This is a genomic window from Pseudomonas sp. W2I6 (assembly GCF_030815935.1).
In the GTDB taxonomy this organism is placed as follows: Bacteria; Pseudomonadota; Gammaproteobacteria; order Pseudomonadales; family Pseudomonadaceae; genus Aquipseudomonas.
The window spans coordinates 4918172-4935796 of record NZ_JAUSXJ010000001.1 but is presented as its reverse complement, the minus strand read 5'-3'; the positions used below and the strand labels follow the sequence as shown (position 1 = coordinate 4935796).

General features: G+C 62.0%; 13 protein-coding genes. 9 read left to right on the top strand and 4 right to left on the bottom strand.

Features of this window, described 5'->3' with window-relative positions:
• Nucleotides 1–38: 38 nt before the first annotated feature.
• The gene (locus tag QF039_RS22760; RefSeq protein ID WP_307520840.1) at nucleotides 39–449 is read left to right on the top strand and encodes an NUDIX domain-containing protein; all 411 of its coding nucleotides are present in this window, start codon (nucleotides 39–41) and stop codon (nucleotides 447–449) included.
• 113 nt (nucleotides 450–562) lie between these two features.
• On the opposite strand, the gene metR is transcribed toward QF039_RS22760, so the two are convergent.
• The 3 genes from metR to QF039_RS22745 form a co-directional block, all read right to left on the bottom strand.
• A complete protein-coding gene (gene metR / locus QF039_RS22755; RefSeq protein ID WP_003216460.1) occupies nucleotides 563–1480 on the bottom strand; it encodes a transcriptional regulator MetR in 918 nt (305 codons plus the stop codon).
• A gap of 97 nt (nucleotides 1481–1577) precedes the next feature.
• Nucleotides 1578–2192 (bottom strand): hypothetical protein, encoded by a 615-nt coding sequence (locus QF039_RS22750; protein ID WP_307520838.1) that lies wholly within the window; start codon nucleotides 2190–2192, stop codon nucleotides 1578–1580.
• Nucleotides 2189–7063 (bottom strand): dermonecrotic toxin domain-containing protein, encoded by a 4875-nt coding sequence (locus tag QF039_RS22745; protein ID WP_307520835.1) that lies wholly within the window; start codon nucleotides 7061–7063, stop codon nucleotides 2189–2191. The genes QF039_RS22750 and QF039_RS22745 overlap by 4 nt, the downstream gene beginning before the upstream one ends.
• Before the next feature lie 203 nt (nucleotides 7064–7266).
• Here QF039_RS22745 and QF039_RS22740 point away from each other — a divergent pair, with 203 nt between their 5' ends.
• The gene (locus QF039_RS22740; protein WP_307520833.1) at nucleotides 7267–8286 is read left to right on the top strand and encodes an alpha/beta fold hydrolase; all 1020 of its coding nucleotides are present in this window, start codon (nucleotides 7267–7269) and stop codon (nucleotides 8284–8286) included.
• Between the two features lie 62 nt (nucleotides 8287–8348).
• Nucleotides 8349–9002 carry a DsbA family oxidoreductase gene (locus QF039_RS22735; RefSeq protein WP_003216466.1) on the top strand — a complete coding sequence of 218 codons (654 nt, stop codon included), beginning with the start codon at nucleotides 8349–8351 and terminating at the stop codon, nucleotides 9000–9002.
• Nucleotides 9003–9207: 205 nt separating this feature from the next.
• On the opposite strand, the gene QF039_RS22730 is transcribed toward QF039_RS22735, so the two are convergent.
• Entirely contained in the window at nucleotides 9208–9978 is a 771-nt protein-coding gene (locus QF039_RS22730) for a MipA/OmpV family protein (protein ID WP_177020512.1), read from the bottom strand.
• 230 nt (nucleotides 9979–10208) lie between these two features.
• Between QF039_RS22730 and QF039_RS22725 the strand changes: the two genes are divergently transcribed.
• Genes QF039_RS22725 through QF039_RS22700 form a run of 6 tightly spaced genes read left to right on the top strand, consistent with a single transcriptional unit; the run spans nucleotide 10209 to nucleotide 17469 of the window.
• A complete protein-coding gene (locus QF039_RS22725) occupies nucleotides 10209–10913 on the top strand; it encodes an MtnX-like HAD-IB family phosphatase (protein ID WP_177020513.1) in 705 nt (234 codons plus the stop codon).
• The gene (locus QF039_RS22720; RefSeq protein ID WP_003216473.1) at nucleotides 10906–12300 is read left to right on the top strand and encodes an aspartate aminotransferase family protein; all 1395 of its coding nucleotides are present in this window, start codon (nucleotides 10906–10908) and stop codon (nucleotides 12298–12300) included. The genes QF039_RS22725 and QF039_RS22720 overlap by 8 nt, the downstream gene beginning before the upstream one ends.
• The gene (locus QF039_RS22715) at nucleotides 12297–13163 is read left to right on the top strand and encodes a carboxylesterase (RefSeq protein WP_003216475.1); all 867 of its coding nucleotides are present in this window, start codon (nucleotides 12297–12299) and stop codon (nucleotides 13161–13163) included. Before QF039_RS22720 ends, QF039_RS22715 begins: the two co-directional genes overlap by 4 nt.
• Nucleotides 13164–13179: 16 nt before the next feature.
• Complete coding sequence (locus QF039_RS22710) at nucleotides 13180–14304, top strand: GNAT family N-acetyltransferase (protein ID WP_307520828.1); 1125 nt, start codon at nucleotides 13180–13182, stop codon at nucleotides 14302–14304.
• Nucleotides 14304–16082, top strand: a complete 1779-nt coding sequence (locus tag QF039_RS22705; RefSeq protein WP_307520825.1) for a HAMP domain-containing sensor histidine kinase — start codon at nucleotides 14304–14306, stop codon at nucleotides 16080–16082. The genes QF039_RS22710 and QF039_RS22705 overlap by 1 nt, the downstream gene beginning before the upstream one ends.
• Nucleotides 16072–17469, top strand: coding sequence for a sigma-54 dependent transcriptional regulator (locus QF039_RS22700; RefSeq protein WP_003216481.1), 1398 nt, complete (start codon nucleotides 16072–16074; stop codon nucleotides 17467–17469). Before QF039_RS22705 ends, QF039_RS22700 begins: the two co-directional genes overlap by 11 nt.
• The last annotated feature ends 156 nt before the right edge of the window (nucleotides 17470–17625 follow it).

Sequence of the window (17625 nt, the reverse complement as noted above, 5' to 3'; positions counted from 1 at the left end):
TGGGATCCTTGCGCCTTTGTATTCAAGGCGACCTTTTCATGACCTCCACCATTCGCATCGCCGCCGCCCTGCTGATCGGCAGCGACGGCCAGACCCTGCTGGTACGCAAGCGCGGCACCCAGGCCTTCATGCAGCCGGGCGGCAAGATCGATGCCGGCGAGCAACCCGCAGAGGCTTTGGCCCGTGAGCTGCACGAAGAACTGGGCCTGCGGATTGATCCGGCGGCGGCTGTGTACCTTGGGCAGTTCTCGGCGCCGGCGGCGAATGAGCCGGGGTTTGTGGTGCAGGCCGATTTGTTCCAGGTGCACATCGACGTGGCGGTGATGCCGGCTGCCGAGATTGAAGAGGTGTGCTGGATCGACCCGGCGGGCGACGGCGGTTTGCAGCTTGCGCCGCTGACCCGGGATTTGATTCTGCCGTTCTATCGCGCCTCTCTAACGGGTGCCTGAAACTGTGGCGAGGGAGCTTGCTCCCGCTGGGGCGCGAAGCGGCCCCAGGATTTTTGGGTCTGCTGCGCAGCCCGGCGGGAGCAAGCTCCCTCGCCACAGGTAGCCGCTACAGGTCAGCGAACGGCGCTGACGCCGTCCAGGGTCGAAAACGAGGTGTCCTTGGCCGTCAGCAGAAAATCACGCATGTACGGCGCGTCCAGCATGTCGGCGCGAATCCCGGCGTACAGCGTGGCAAACAAACCTTTCTCCCCCAGCCGCTTGGCCTTCACATACCCCCGGGAGCTGTATTCATGCAGCGCCCAATGGGGCATGCCGCACACGCCGCGACCGCTGGCCACCAACTGCATCATCATCACCGTCAGTTCCGAGGTGCGCACCTGGGCCGGTTCTACATCTGCCGGTTCCAGGAAGCGGGTGAAGATGTCCAGGCGATCCCGTTCCACCGGGTAGGTGATCAGGGTTTCGCTGATCAGGTCTTCGGGCACGATGTACGGCTTGTTCGCCAGCGGGTGCTGGTTGGCCACGGCGAGCATGGCTTCGTAGGTGAACAGCGGTACATAGGTGATGCCCGGCAGCTCCAGCGGGTCCGAGGTCACCACCAGGTCCAGGTCGCCACGGGCCAGGGCCGGCAGCGGCGCGAAGGCGAAGCCGGAGGCCAGGTCCAGCTCGACTTCCGGCCAGGCATCGCGGAACTGGTCGATGGTCGGCATCAACCACTGGAAGCAACTGTGGCACTCGATGGCCATGTGCAAACGCCCGGCCGTGCCGCCGGCCAGGCGCGCGATGTCGCGTTCGGCACCGCGCAGCAAGGGCAGGGTGGCGTCCGCCAGTTGCAGCAGGCGCAGGCCGGCGCTGGTGAAGCGCAGCGGCTTGGTCTTGCGCACGAATAACTGCATGCCCATGCGCTCTTCCAGTTCCTTGAACTGGTGGGAGAGTGCTGATTGCGTCAGGTGCAGGCGCTCAGCGGCCTCCACCAGGCTGTCGGCTTCGCGCAAGGCGTGCAGGGTCTTGAGATGGCGGATTTCGAGCACGGGGTCTCCATGAATATAACTTGTGACAAATTCGGATCGGTTGAGTTTGTCTCATGTTGTTATGTGTGTCGACCGTCGTGCGCAAGTCCCGCCGCCTTTACACCCCGGCAAAGTGCCGGGTGGCCAGCGCTCGCCCGATATTGCCGCGCCAGATAGGGTCCACCGCGACCCCGGCTTGCGCCTGGGCGACTTGCCATTGCAGGCCCAGGTTGCGCTGCTCGGGAATCTTCAAGTGGGCCTTGATGAACTCGTCGAACTGCGCCCCGGCCTTGTCGTAATGAAAGTGCGCATACCACAGGGTGGCGGGCGGCGTTTGTGTCAGGTCCTGAATCACGTATTCCTGAAGAAAATCCGCCCGTCCTTTCTTGCCTTCATTGAGGTTGCGGGCCGGTTCGCCCTTGCGAATCTCCACCACCCGTTGTTCGCGAAGGTAGTCCAGATAGCCTTCGGTGGGGGTTTTGCTGGCGAGGGTCTGGCGGATTCGCAGGTTGCGGCCCTTGATGGTCAGCTCCATGGCCTTGGCCCGCAACTGGCGCACGAGGTCTTCGGTGGGGTCCAGGCGTTCCAGGCGATTGGCCCGCAGGTTCAACTCGGCCGCTTCACTGACCAGCAGGTGCTCCAGGTCCACCGGCAGCATTTTTTGCTCGGTGTAGGCGGTGGCGCGGTTTTCGTACAGCGCGACGTTGTCCAGGCGAGCCCTGGCTTCGCTCACCACGAACGGCTTGACGTTGGACTCCGGCGGCGCGGGTTCCGAGGCGGCATTGTCCTTGAGCCGGGACTTGCCGCCGGGGCCCTTGATCCAGGTCTCGGACCGCCCTCTGGCGCTATCGACCCGGTAAGTGGTGGGCGGCTTGCCGGCGACTCCTTGATGGCCCGGCGGGCGAGTTCGATCATCTGGTCAATGTCGACGAAAAACGCACTGAGTTGCGCCTGGTCGAAATGCTGCGGGTAACCGAGGTTCCAGGTGCGGATGGTCAGCCGGAACTGTTCATAGGCCTGTATGCAGTCTTCCAGCACCTTGCGCCGCTGTGTGATGTTGGCAGTGGCGTTAGGCAATTCAAAATGCGAAGCCTGGGCCCGGTTGACCTTGGCATAGCTGTCACGGGCCTGGGCTCTCAGGTACCACCAGGACAGTTCGGTCACTTCGGGGTATACCTCAAGGGTGTCGAAGCGGTGCGCCAGCCTCAGGTGCATGCGGTAGTTGTCATTAAGCACGTGTCGGAACCGTTCCAGCATCGGGCTTAGCCGGGCACGGTGGGCGGTGTCAGTCACCTGTTCGAACCAGCGATTGAATTGGGGAAAGTCGGCATCGATTATGTCCAGGTCGCGCAGAATCTCGACACTGATCCTTTTACGTTGCCGCAGAATGTCCAGCACGGCAGGAACAAGCGCCGGTGTGCCGAAAATCTCGGGGTTGATGGCGGTCATGTTATGGGTTTCAAGCTCCAGGATCCGTGCCTCGATCTGCTTGAAGTGATAGCGCGCCCGGTTCAGGGTGGTGAGGGTCAGGCGCGCCGCATTGCGGCTCATGTCCTCTCTGATCGCGCGCTGGCGGTTGCCGCTGGTAAAGGGCACGAACTCCGTCAGTTCCTGATACTGGCGGCTGTACAGTTCGATGTCCTGCTCGAAGGATCTGCGGATCGCCGGGCCTGCGCTGTCGGTGCGGGCCATCAGTTCTTCGGTTCGGTTAATGGAGAGCGCAATCAGGTCTTCACGGCTGTTGATACTGTTGGCCAGCGCCTGTTGGCGGCGCAGGGCGCGGTCGGTCCACCAGCGCGGCAAGTAATCACGGATCGCCTGGGGCCAGATCGGATCAAGCACTTCGGCCATATGCCCGAGCACGCTGCCGCCACCCGCCAGGCCGCCCTTGAATGCGCTGCCGTAGACGCCGTAGTGAGTGTCCCATTCGCCGTTTTCATCCAGGGCAATCGGCTGCTTGTAGGTTTTGCTGCGGGTCGGGCTCAGGCGCCAGTCCAGGGGATCGCCGGCCAGCTCAACCTGATAGATGCGCCCGCGCCGCATGATGAAGTCGCCTTCGGTATGCCGGTACACATTGCGATAAAAACCGTGGGTCTGCGGTTGCAGCCCGGCCAGCGAGATCACTCCTTCATATTCATAACCGGCGAAACGCTGTGCCGCCCGCCGAGCCTGGGTGACCGAGGGCAGGTGCAGGCTGGCGGCGCTGCTGGCCAGATGGCGCAATTGACGCTGGCGCGTGGCAGCGCGGGCGTTGATCGGCAGGGCGAGGCTGCCCGGCAGAATGTCCATGGCGCAGTCGATCAGCGACAACAGCACCGCCTCGACCTCGGCCAGGCCATGGCCGACGTTCCCGCGCAGGAACGCAGCAGTAGCCAGGTTGGCACTGGACCAGGCGTCATACAACGCGACGACCGAACCCACGAAAGGCACCAGCCCCAGGGCGATTTTCAGGTAGTTGAAGATCAGCCCGGCGCGCAGCGCATTCTGCTCCAGCAACAAGGCCGCGTTGGAGCGCGAGGTCGCGCGATGCGCTTCTATGACGCGGCCCATATGGGCGTTCAGCAAATGGGCGGCCAGCGATGTGGTGGCCGGCCACGGGGTTCCGACGGCAAAGACCGGATCAAAATTCCGTTGCTGGGCCTGAGCGATCCGGGCGAGGTGGGCGGCGGTGTCGCCCTTGATGGCCAGGCCGGCCAGGTAGGCGCTCATGCCGCTGGCCAGGCTGAGGTCGTAGAGCGCCTTGCGGGCCAGTTCCAGGCTCGCGTAGCGCCGCAGGTCCTGGTTGTCCGGGCTGTTTGGCAGGTACAGCAGGGTTGTGCCGGAGATTTGTTCCTGGATGAAGGTGACCCCTGACAGGGTGGTCGGACCGAAGTCGGTATCTTCACCGCCCGCACTCAGGGTGGCCGGCAGCAGCACGATTTTCTTGTCTTCCACCTGCCAGGCATCCGCGTTGTCGGCGTCGATGGCGATGTTCAGCAGCCGCAGATCGTTGTCGTCGAATCGCCCCAGGGCCCGCGCGCGTTTGCCTTGCAGCATGAGCATCAGGCGCAGGGGCTCGGCCAGGCATTCGCGACGGTGCTGCGTGGTGAAAGGCGCCGCCGCGGGATCACCGAGGAAGGTGCGGGTGATCAAGCTTTCGTAGGCCCCGGCGAGGTCCAGCTCCTTGACCAGGGTCTTCAGGTATTCCAGGGACAGGCCGGTGGTCAGCCGGGTGGTTTCAGGGGCATTGGGGCCGGAGACATCGAGCTTCATGTAGGTCAGGCGCTGGGCCAGCGTCGGGTCGATGTTTTGCTGGGCCAGTTGCAACAATGACAGGGTGCTGCGGCGGGTACTGGGCACCGTCACATACTTGAACGGTGTACCCGGGCCCGCGTATTCGGACAGGTATTCGCGCTCCTGGCTGACCGTATCGGGCAGGTCCAGTTGCACCGACCAGGTGTGTTCAAGCTGGAAGTCTTCGCGCAGGCGTTGGTCCAGGCGGCGCTGGCCGAAGTCGTCGAAGGGTTCCAGCTCGCGTTCGAGCAATTGCTGCGAGCGATGCAGGGCGCTGATCTGCGCTTGAATCAGGTGCTTGAGTGCCAGGCGTTCATCTGCCGGCAACTGGCTCAACTCCCCAGGCAGTGCCCCGGCCAGGGTGCTGCTGCGTTGTTGCTCGAGCAGTTGTCCGTACGCCAGTTCCCGCGCCGGGCACACCGGGGTTTGCAGGGTAAACAGGGTTTGCTCTTTGAGTCTGTCCAGGCCTTCGGTTCGCTCCTGGCCGAACGGAGGCACCGGGAAGAGGGAGATCAGCGCATACGCCTGTTGTTCGCTGGCGTACAGCTGCTGTTGCAACGAGTATTCAATCGGGTCGCCGGTGAGCAGCGACAATTGCAGGGTGACGTCCTGCGCTTCGCTCGACAGCTTGAACAGCGAGTGTTCCAGGGCTTGGCGGGATTCGAAACGCTGCAGGCCCCCTGCATTGCCGGGCCAGTACAGCAACAGGCTGTGGGGCACCGAAGAGGTCAGCGCGCTGGTCTGGGTGATGAGCAACAGGCCTGTCAGCTCCTCGGAACCTTCCCTTGGGTCACGGCTGGAGAGGATCAGGCGGGTCACCGCGACAGCCGGGCGGCGTTCCGGGGCCGCGGGGTGTTCCGTGACGGCCAGGAGCAGGCCGTGTTCTTCATCGCTGATCTGCTGGAGCGCATGCTGGATGGCGCCCTCGGCGCGCAGGGCGGCGAGCCGCGCCCGGTAGAGCGCGTCATAGTCCGGATTGGGTTTTTGCCGCAGCTCAAGTTGATCGAAGGCGGCTTTTTTTGCCAGCAGGCCGCTGGCGGCATCATTGCCGGCCTGCTCTGCGTCTTTCAGCGCCTGCATCAAACCCTTCAACTGCGCCAGCCGGGCGGTTTGCTCAGGGCCATCGCCCAGGAAGCGCTCCAGTGCGCTGCGTTGCAGCCTGATCGCGGCCCAGCGTTGGCCCAGGGCAATGTCGGCGCTGAGGTGGCCGAAGGGCAGGGCAGGAGGCAGGTCGTCAGCGTCCGGGCCGGGCGTAGCTGCCGGTTGATGCGGTGCGATAAGCATCGGGATTTCCCGGCGCTGGCTGTCCAGGCGGTCGGCATCATCCAGGGCATGGCTGGCGTAACGGGCCAGGTCACTGCCATTGCGATGACGGTTGCGCAGGCTTTCCAGCTGAGCCGCGTGCAGGTGCGACAGCAGGTCCAGAATGCCGTGCTCCAGGGGGTCGGTGCGCGAGCTGTATTCGACGGTGACAGCGTCAGCCGCGACGTCCGGCGGGATCAGTTGCTGATGCGCTGCGACCAGCCACTGCTCCATGTCGCGGCGTTGGCTGAAGACCATCACGCCGGGTTGCCGGCAGGGCAGGTACAGGGTTTGTGTCAACAGCGGCTCCTGGCCCACGGAGATGACCCAGGCGCCAGCCAATTTGACCTTGCTCTGGTCGGGCAGCAGCAACGCCAGCTGGCAGGTCTCGACGGGGCGTACGCCATTGGGGGGGGTGACCGGGTTGAGCACTGTCTGCAACGAGATCAGTTGTTGGGCACCCAGCCTTCCCTGGGCATAGGCCGATTGCCCGCAGGCCTCGAAATGCTGGCAGTACAGTTGTGCCGCCCGCTCGCGACGGGACAACGGCGTACCCGGCGCCCGGGTACTCCAATAGTTTTCCCAGCGGGCGCTGAGCAGTTTCCCCAGGCCCAGTGCCTGGAGCCGCTTGAGCAATTGCACGGGCGTGAGGGCTGACAGGCGGTGGGACGCCAGGCCGACCACGGTGCTGCGCGTATCCAGGGTGGGGGAGATGTCTGGAAACTGGCAGATAAATCCCCAGGCATCCACCAGGCTGACGAAGTGCTCGTCGTGATCTTCGGTCTTGAGAAAACCCAGGCCGACCGGTGCGGCGCCCAGTTGCCAATGCTCTGTGAGCAGTTGTTCGATGGAGTCGCGCACGCCGGGTGCCTGGGCAATCAGTTGATGCAGTTCCTGTTGGCTTTCGCGCCAGCGCGCTGAGGCTTGCAGGGACAGGCTCTGGTCCTGGAGGCGGGCCTGGCCTGGAAGCGACGGTGAGGCGAAGTCGCTCAGGGTGGCAGACGGGGGAAGTAGGGTGAGGTCACTCATGATGGTGTGTTCATGCTCTGGTGAGACCGGGCTTGCCGGTGAATGCACCATTAAAGAGGCGGGGCCAGGGCGTGAGGTGATAGATAGATACGCGGATGACCGTTGGGCGCCCTTCATCAAACTGTCACTGAACTGTGGCAGCGCGCTTGTACAAAGTTCATCAGACTCGCGCTCTACTGGGGTTCTGCGTTTCGGTGTTTTTCATGCGCGTGTTGTTTTTCATGGCCGCTCTGTTATTCGGCCTGCCGTCCTTTGCGGCTTCTCGATGTGATGTGAATGTCCCGACTGAACGGGTTGATCTGGAACAGGTGAGCCTGGCCTACCAGAGCATTGGTCGTGCCTCCGACCCGGCCTTGCTGCTGGTGATGGGCCTGGGCGGGCAGTTGATCCACTGGCCGGACGAAGTGGTGGTGGCCCTGTGTGAGCAGGGCTTTCGGGTGATTCGTTATGACAACCGTGATGTCGGGCTGTCCACCTGGCGCCAGGCACCGGCCAGCGCCAACCTGACCTTTGAAGTGCTGCGCTACAAGCTCGGTCTGCCGGTGGCGGCGCCCTACACCCTGACCGACATGGCGAATGACGCACTGGGCTTGATGGACGGCTTGCACATTCAGCAGTTCCACGTGCTGGGCGCGAGCATGGGCGGCATGATCGCCCAGCACCTGGCGGCCATGGCGCCGCAACGGGTGGAAAGCCTGACGCTGATCATGACCAGCTCCGGCGCCGAAGGCCTGCCGGCACCGAGTGCGGCGCTGGTGCAGCTGTTGTCGCGCCGCAGCGCGCCCAATCGTGAAGTGGCCCTGGAACAACAGGCCGACCTGCTGGCGGCGCTGGGCAGTCCTTATGTGAAGGATGATCGCAAGGTGCTGTTGCAGCAGGCGGCGCAGTCGTACGACCGGGCGTTCAACCCTGACGGTGTGAAGCGCCAGATCATGGCGATCCTTGCCGAACCGAGCCGGGTGCCGTTGCTCAATCAACTGCGGGTGCCGACGCTGGTGGTGCATGGCACGGCCGATCCGTTGTTGCCGGTGATGCATGGGGTGCACCTGGCGGCGCATATCCAGGGCAGCCAGTTGCGGCTGATTCCGGGGCTGGCCCATCGTTTCCAGGAGGCGTTCAAGGCGCCGTTGCTGGCGGCGGTCTTGCCCTACTTGCAAGCGCATCGGCAGGATGCGGCGCATTGGGCGCAGATCGACCCGGTGGTGCCTTCGAAGGTTTTGTAAGGGCTTGACGGGGTGTATCGTGGGACCTTTCCGGCGTTTAATGCCAGCGAGGTTGCCTAGTCATGAGTACTCCCCTGAAAATCGATTTCGTCAGCGACGTGTCGTGTCCCTGGTGCATCATTGGCCTGCGTGGCTTGACCGAGGCCCTGGACCAACTGGGTCCGGAGGTGCAGGCCGAGATTCATTTCCAGCCGTTTGAGCTGAACCCCAACATGGCTGCCGAAGGGCAGAACATTACCGAGCACATCACTGAAAAGTACGGTTCCACGGCTGAGCAGTCCCAGGCTAACCGGGCGCGGATTCGTGATATGGGTGCGGAGTTGGGGTTTGCGTTTCGTACTGACGGGCAGAGTCGTATCTACAACACGTTTGATGCGCATCGTCTGTTGCATTGGGCGGGGCTTGAGGGGTTGCAGTACAACCTCAAGGAAGCATTGTTCAAGGCGTATTTCACTGACCAGCAGGATCCGTCTGATCACGGGACGTTGGCGGGGATTGCCGAGGGTGTTGGGCTGGATCGTGTGCGGGCAGAGGAAATTCTGGCTTCGGACGAATATGCCGCCGAGGTGCGGGAGCAGGAGCAGTTGTGGGTATCTCGCGGGGTGACTTCTGTGCCTACCATCGTGTTCAACGATCAGTACGCGGTGAGTGGTGGGCAGCCGGCTGAGGCGTTTGTCGGGGCGATTCGGCAGATTATCAGTGAGGCCAAGGGCTGAATGGGGGCTGTCAGATAAAAATTAAAAAGCAGCCGACCTGAGTGTTAGAAGCAAAAGCAGAGCCGCTTTATGTGGGAGCGGGCTTGCTCGCGAAGAACCAGAGGGTGCCGCGTTGAATCAGGATGCCCGAGTCATCGTTAACGACCTTCGCGAGCAAGCCCGCTCCCACATTTGGAGCGTGCCCGCCTTTGATTTTGCTGTTGCTTCAATCAAATTTATAGCTGATGGCAGTCTGCACCTGCCCCTGATTCACATCCCCGGTCTCCTTGACGATGCTGCTATTGGCCGCTGACCCCACCAGGTGTATCCAACTGGCACTGGTCAACAGCGACCACTTCGCATCCAAAGGAAACTCAAAACTTTGCGTCAACGTCAGGTTCTGAAACCCGGCACTGGCGTTATACGGCCGAAACCCCGAGGCCGCAGCCTCATTGGCATCCACCCCGAAAAACGTCTGCGCCTGGCGGGCATCGGCAAAGTGCGCCATCAGGCCGGTGCTGCCGATAATGCCGCTCCCCAACGGATAACCCAACTCGCCGCCGAGCTTCCCCACAACCCCGCTTTGATCACGCGCCCCGCCCACGGCCTGACCCACCTGTGCATACACCCGCCAGAAATCAGCCGGAGCGTACTGAATAAAGCCTCCAACCTCGGCCATATCCGAAACATCACGCAAGCCCCGCAGCGACCCATTGGCCGTCCGCCCCGGCAAGTAGTTGATGTAAGGCCCGGCAGTAAAGCCATGGGTATTCAGGGCACTCCAGGTCAGCCCATCGTCGGTACCCAGGCTGACACTCCCCCAATCCAGATCGAAATACGGGATCGGCCGCGTTTCGTAGCGGCTGCCCGTCGGATCATGGGGCTGATAGCTGACGCCTGCGCCGACCTCGCCGGTAATTCCGTCCGCCAGCGCAGCGCCGCAAACGCCCCACAGCCCCAGCAAACCGGTGAATACAGCAAAAGTAACCCTGAACATGAAGCCATTTCCTTTTGTGAACATGCGCGCATGAACGCGCAAACACCCGACCTTAGGCAAGCACTCATCTAGGTTGTAGCAAGCTACAAAAATTGTAGCCAGTTCCGACACAACCAAATGCAAATACCCGCCAAACCCTTTGAAAACAGGGGGTGCGAGCACTTGGCACAGTCCATGCTCTAGCACTCTGCAAGCGCAACAGCGCGCTCCTACTTCATAGGTAAATGCAGATGATCCACTGGCATATCGTGTGTGACTTCGACGGGACCATCACCCCTACCGACGTCATCGACAACGTCCTCCAACGCTTCGCCGGCCCCGAGTGGGAAACCATCGAGCAGGAATGGCTGGATGGGCACATCGGTTCGCGCGAATGCCTGAGCCGTCAACTGGCGCTGATCAAGGCGACCCCGGCCGAGTTGCTGGCGTATTTCGACAGCGTCGAGATCGACCCGGACTTCCCGGACTTCGTCGATCACGTCATGGGCCTGGGCGCTTCCATTGAAGTGGTCAGCGATGGCATCGAACAAGGCATCGCGCGGATTCTCTCGCGCAACTACGTGACCTTGCTGCCGATCCTCGCCAACCGCCTGCGCCAGGTCGACCAGAACAGCTGGCGCATCGACTTCCCGTATGCCAGCGACGCCTGCCGTGCCGCCTCCGGCAACTGCAAGTGCAAGTCCACGCCGCGCAACAAGCGCGTCCTGGTGATCGGCGACGGCAAGTCCGACATGTGCGTGGCCTCCACCGCCGACTTCGTCTTCGCCAAGGCCAGCCTGGCCGACTACTGCGAAGCCAACAACATCCCTTACGCGCGGTTCGACACCTTCGCCGAACTGCCGGCATTGCTGGCCAAGCTGCCTCAGGGCATCGCCGCCAACGCCACCTCCTTCAGCACCTCTTCCGACAATCAGGAACTCTTCCACCATGTCTGATATCCGCATCGCTACCGCAGAAGACCAGGTTCTTCTGGATAAAGAAGCCAAGTACTGCTCCTACGGCGACACCGTTCACTACATCGACCCGCCGCGCATTTTCAGCCGCTGCGAAGGCTCCTACGTGTGGGACACCGAAGACCAGGCTTACCTCGACCTGCAAATGTGGTACTCGGCCGTTAACTTCGGTTACGCCAACCCGCGCCTGAACAACGCGCTGAAACAGCAGATCGACACCCTCCCGCAAATCGCCAGCCAGTACCTGCACAAAGGCAAGATCGAGCTGTCGGAAATGATCGCAGTCGACGCCAAGAAAAAATTCGGCCTCGACGGTCGTGTGCACTTCAACGTGGGCGGTTCGCAGTCCATCGAAGACTCCCTGAAGGTGGTGCGTAACGCCACCAACGGCAAGAGCCTGATGTTCGCCTTCGAAGGCGGCTACCACGGCCGTACCCTTGGCGCTTCGTCGATCACTTCGAGCTACCGCTACCGTCGTCGCTATGGCCACTTCGGCGAGCGCGCCAACTTCATCCCGTTCCCGTACCACTTCCGCGGCCCTAAAGGCATGACCAAGGAAGAATACGGCAGCCACTGCGTGCAGCAGTTCGCCCGTCTGTTCGAAACCGAATACAACGGTGTGTGGGACCCGAAAGTCGGCCAGAGCGAATACGCCGCCTTCTACGTCGAGCCGATCCAGGGCACCGGCGGCTACGTGATCCCGCCGATGAACTTCTACAGCGAGCTCAAGCAGGTCCTCGACCAGCACGGCATCCTGATGGTCGTCGACGAAATCCAGATGGGCTTCTGGCGTACCGGCAAGCTGTGGTCGATCGAACACTTCGACGTCAAGCCGGACGTGATCGTCTTCGGCAAGGCGCTGACCAACGGCCTGAACCCGCTGGGCGGCATCTGGGCCAAGGAAGAGTTGATCAACCCTAAGATCTTCCCGCCAGGCTCCACTCACTCCACCTTCGCGTCCAACCCGTTGGGCACCGCGGTAGGCCTGGAAATGTTCAAGATGACCAGCGAAGTCGACTACGGCGCAATGGTCATGGCCAAGGGCAAATACTTCCTGGCCGGCCTGCAAGAGCTGCAAAAACGCTTCCCGATCATCGGCGACGTCGACGGCCTGGGCCTGGCACTGCGCTGCGAAATCTGCGGCCCGGACGGCTTCACTCCGGACAAGGCGACCCTGGACTACATGGTCGAGGAAGGCATGAAGGGCGACATGGTGGTTGACGGTCAGAAACTCGGCCTGATCCTCGACGTGGGCGGCTACTACAAGAACGTGATCACCCTGGCACCGTCGCTGGAAATCAGCTACCCGGAAATCGACCTGGGCCTGAAGCTGCTCGAGCAACTGCTTGTGCGAGCGACCAAACGGTGAGCAGCCACGAGATCGACCTCGGTGAAGGTGATGCCGGCTTCGTTCTCGGTAGCGGTCCGATTGGGATCCTGTTGATCCACGGCCTGACGGGCACCCCGACGGAACTCCGTCGGGTGGCTCAGGGGTTGGCCAAGGTCGGTAACTGCACGGTGTACGTGCCGACCCTGGCCGGCCACTGCGGGGACAACAGCGACCTGCAAGCCACCGGCTGGCAGGACTGGTACGAAGGCGTGCGCAAGACGTTCGTCGCGGTGAAACAGCGCCACGAGCAGGTATTCGTCGGCGGCTTGTCGATGGGCGCGGTGATGTCGATGTACGTGGCGTCGCAGTTCCCCGGCCAGGTTGCCGGCTTGCTGATGTACTCCACGACGCTGAAGTACGACGGCTGGAGCATCAACAAGATGGCGTTCATCACGCCCTTGCTGATCCGTATTCCCTTCGGTGTGCGCCTGTTCCGCTTTACTGAAAAGCCGCCCTACGGCATCAAGAACGAGCGCCTGCGGGCGATCGTCGAGCGGCAGATGAAGGAAGGGGAGAGCAGCGAGGCGGGTCTCTTGACCATGGAGGGCGTCACGGTGCGCGAGTTGCACTGGATGAATGCCGTGGTGAAGAAGCTCATGCCATCGATCAAGACCCCGGCCCTGGTGCTGCATTCCATCGAGGATGACATCACCAGCCGCTGGAACGCCGATTACGTGGAACGCCATCTCGGCGGCCCCGTGACCAAGATCCTGCTGGACAACTGCTACCACATGATCACCGTCGACCTGCAATACCGTCGGGTGATCGAGTTGAGTGCCGAGTTTGTCGGGCAGCACGCACACGCCACAGAGGCACCTGAAGATTATCGACAGCTGGCTTGAACCCTAAGGATTTGACGTGATCACCGCCCAAGCCTTTTCGACCATTCGGGCCATCGAACGCAGTGCCTGGAACGACTGTTTTCCCGATGCCCTGGAGGATTGGGGCTATTACGTGGCCGTGGAAAACGCCGCTATTGATGACTTTCAGTGGCGCTACCTCGCGGTGTTTGACGATGCAAGGCTGGTGGCGGTCGCGCCGGCGTTCATCACGCGGTATCGCCTGGACACCACCGTGTCAGGCGTAGGCAAGCGCTTTACCGAGCGCCTGGAGCGACTGTGGCCGGGTGTTTTGAAGTTGGGCCTGTATGCCATCGGCTCGCCGGTGGCGGAACAGTGCAATGCGGGCATCGCCAGCCACGTTGCCGAATCAGGGCGCGAGGCGCTGCTTGCGCAATTGCTCGCTGCCGCGCGCCAGGATGCCGATACGTTTGGTGTCGGGCTGGTGGCGGTCAAGGATGCACCGACCAGGGACGAAGGCTGGTCAAACAGCTGCCTTGGCGCGGGTTTCCAGAGCATGCCCAGCCTGCCAACGGCCTTGTTGCCGATCCCTTTTGGTTCAGTGGACGCCTACCTCGGTTCCCTGGACAAAGCCACCCGCAAGGACCTGCGCCGCAAACTGCGTGCGCCGGGGCCGCGTGTCGAGTGGCGACGCAACATCGACGACGTACTGCCGCGCATCATGGCGCTGTATGAGGCCACCCTGGAACGCTCCGACCTGCAGTTCGAGCGACTGCCGGCGGGCTATTTCACCGGTATCCTTGAACAGCTGCAGGAACGTGCGGTCTGTGTGCTTTATTGGGTGGACGAGCAACTGGTGGCGTTCAACCTGATCCTGTTTAACCGGGATCGCCTGATTGACAAGTTTTTCGGCGAAGACAGTGACTACAGTCGCGAATACAGCCTGGCGGTGCGCAGTTGGTTAACCAACATCGACTACTGTATTCGCAACGATATTGCGTTATATGAATGTGGTCAGGCCGGCTATGCCAGCAAGTTGCTGCTGGGCTGCGAGTTCCAGGGCAACAGCATGTTTTTCCGCCACCGTAACTGGCTGGTCAACCGTGCGCTGTTCGTTGCAAAAGTGTTTCTCCGACCGGATCGATCCGACCCTGCCATGGCTGCTGCGATAAGCGAAACCTGATGATCAACAAGACCCGCCAAAAAGCCCGCCCCTTTGCCATTTCGCGTTGGAGCGTCCAGCGCAAGCTGGTGTTGGCGTTCTGGCTGGTGACGGTGATCCCGACGATGATCGCGGCGGAGCTGGCCGCGACGACGCTGTCGCAGATCTTCGACAGTAACGTGCGTATCTGGCTGCAGGAGTCGACCAAGATCGTCAAGGACGAGATCGGCGACATCCTCCACGACAACGCCCGGGTCGCCCAACTGTTCCTGCGCTACACCAAGCCGCCGTCGTCGCGCCAGGCCGAGAAACACGACAAGCTGACCGCTGATATTGCCGCCGCCACCGACATCGACGTGGTCGCGCTGATCCGCAGCAGTGACCACAAAATCGTGTTTACCACCGCCGCCGACGACATCGTCAAGCAAATCAACCTGGCCAGTAATGCGGTGTTGCAGACGGTCGAAGTGGGTGGCGTGACCACCGGGGTTGTGGTGTCCACCTTCGAGACCAGCGAGGACGGCGTCGATTATCAACTGCTGGTGGCCACTTATCTGGACAGCAGTTTCCTGACCAGTGTGGCCGATGTGCATTCCCTCGACCTGCGCTTGTACCTGGCCAACCCCAGCGGGTTTTCGGAGATTTTCTCCACCCAGCGCTTTGTCGATCACCCCGCGCGGATTCCTTCGAGTATCGAATCTGCGCTGCGCAGCACCAAGCAGCCCAGCGAACAGTTCACCAACAACTACAGCGGTTTGTACTGGCCGATCTTCAACGATGCCGGCGAGCTGCAAGGGGTGATCTTCAGTGGCTTGCTGCGCCATACCAGCCTGGTGGGCCTGGTGAACCAGAGCAATCTGTTCGTGTTGATCTTCCTGCTCAGCTCGGCGTTGTCCCTTGGTGCGGGCATGCTGGTGTCCCAGCGCCTGACCCGGCCATTGCGGGATCTGTCCGAAGGCGTCAGCGCGGTGATCTCGGGTAACTATCAGCATCGTGTGGCGGTCAGCGGCGGCGACGAGCTGGCGCAACTGAGCAGCACCTTCAACCACATGACCGAGCGCCTCGGTGAGTTGCATCACCTGGAAGCGCAACTGCGCCGCCGCGACCGCCTGCATGCACTGGGCGAAGTCGCGATGGGCCTGGCCCACGAAATCCGCAACCCGCTGGGCATTATCAAGACGGCCACCCAATTGCTGCATCGCCGCGCCGATTTGCCGGAAACCGACAAGCGTCACCTCGAATATGTGATCAGCGAAGTCAGCCGGATCAACGACCTGATCACCGAATTCCTCGACTTCGCCAAACCCAGTGCGCCGCTGCGCACCGTGCAGGCGGCACGCCCGGTGGTGGAGGAGATCCTCGGCTTCTGCGGGCCTGAGCTTGCGACCCATAACATCGACGCGCAAATTGATGATGCGGCTCCCGGCGCGACGATTTATGCCGATGCCAAGCAGCTCAAGCAGGCGTGCCTGAACCTGATTCTCAACGCCGTCGACGCCATGCCCGGAGGCGGGCGCCTGACCCTGGGCATCCACAGCGTGGGCGGCAACACGGTGATCAGCATCGGCGATACCGGCGAGGGCATTGCGCCGGACATGATCGAGCGGATCTTCACACCATTCGTCACCACCAAGGCCTCGGGCACGGGCTTGGGTCTGGCCAAAGTGTTCTCGATCATGGAAAGTCATGACGGCAGCATCGAATGTGTCAGCGAGACAGATGCCGGCGCCACCTTCAGCCTGTACATTCCGGCCCAGGGTGCAGACGACGGCGATGATGAGGATGGTGATGACGCATAACGTATTGGTAGTTGACGACGAACCCAAGCTCTGTGACTTGCTTTCGTCGGCCTTGAGCCAGAGCGGGATCCAGGTGTTTACCGCCGGCAACGGCCTGCACGCGCTCAAGGTGCTGGAGCAGGAAGACATCGACCTGGTGATCAGCGACTGGCGCATGCCCGGCATGGACGGGCCGGCGCTGCTGGCGGAAATCAAGGTGCGCTACCCGCAACTGCCGGTGATCGTGATGACCGCCTACAGCACCGTGAAGAACGCGGTGCAGTCGATGCGCAACGGCGCCTACGACTATATCGCCAAGCCCTTCGATATCGACGAGCTGGACATCACGGTGGCGAAGGCCCTGCAGTTTCGCGACATCATGCGCGACAACGCGCGCATGCGTGCCGAGTTGGATGAACATGCGCAGTTCGACAGCCTGGTGGGTGACAGCCCGGCGTTCCGCCGCGTGCTGCACGCCGTGGACTCGGTGCGCGACAGCAACGCTACGGTGCTGCTGACGGGCGAAAGCGGCACCGGCAAGGAGATGGTCGCCCGCGCCATCCACAAGCACGGCAACCGCGCCGACAAGCCGTTTGTGGCGGTCAACTGCGCGGCAATCCCCGAAGGTTTGCTGGAAAGCGAGATGTTCGGCCACCGCAAGGGCGCCTTCACTGGCGCCGTGGCGGATCGGGTCGGGCGCTTCATGCAGGCCGACAAGGGCACGTTGTTTCTCGATGAAGTGGGTGACATGCCGTTGGCGTTGCAGGCGAAAATCCTGCGGGCCTTGCAGGAGCGGGTGATCGAGCCGGTGGGTGACCCGCGCGAGCGCAAGGTGGATGTGCGAGTGATCGCTGCCACCAACAAGAACTTGCTGGATGCGGTGGCGAACAAAGAGTTTCGTGAAGACCTTTACTACCGCTTGAACGTATTTCCGATTCCGCTGCCGGCCTTGCGTGAGCGGGTGGAAGATATCGCGCCGCTGGCCCGGCACTTTGCCCAGACCTTGAGTGCCACGGCGGGCAAACGCATCACCGGTTTCAGCCCCGAGGCGTTGCAGGCCATGGCGGCGTATTCCTGGCCGGGCAATATTCGTGAGCTGCAGAACTGTGTGGAGCGGGCGACCATTGTCGCGGCGACGCCGGTGATCGAGGATATTGATTTGCCGGCGTATCTGTTTGCTTCGACGCCGGCTGAGGATGGGGTGGGCGCGATACTCAGCAACGGGCCGGGTGTGCCGCAGGATCTGGATGCGGCGCTGGCTGAGGTGGAGAAGGCTTACATCATGGCTGCGTTGCAGGAGAGCAACGGGGTGCAGGCTGCGGCGGCGCAGAAGATCGGGATTTCCGAGCGCAGTTTTTGGTATCGGTTGAAGAAGCTGGGGATTCAGGTGGACAAGATTGTTCGCTAGGGGGCGCTGAGCGGTTGCTTGGGGGCATATCCGTTATTTAGGTAACGGCGACTTATGGTTTCGCTCTTACAGCGAGTCACTTTGCAAAAGCGGCAAAGTAACCAAAGCGCTCTGCCCCGCCTGTCGGCGCCTCGCTTGGGCTCGGCGTTCCCTCAC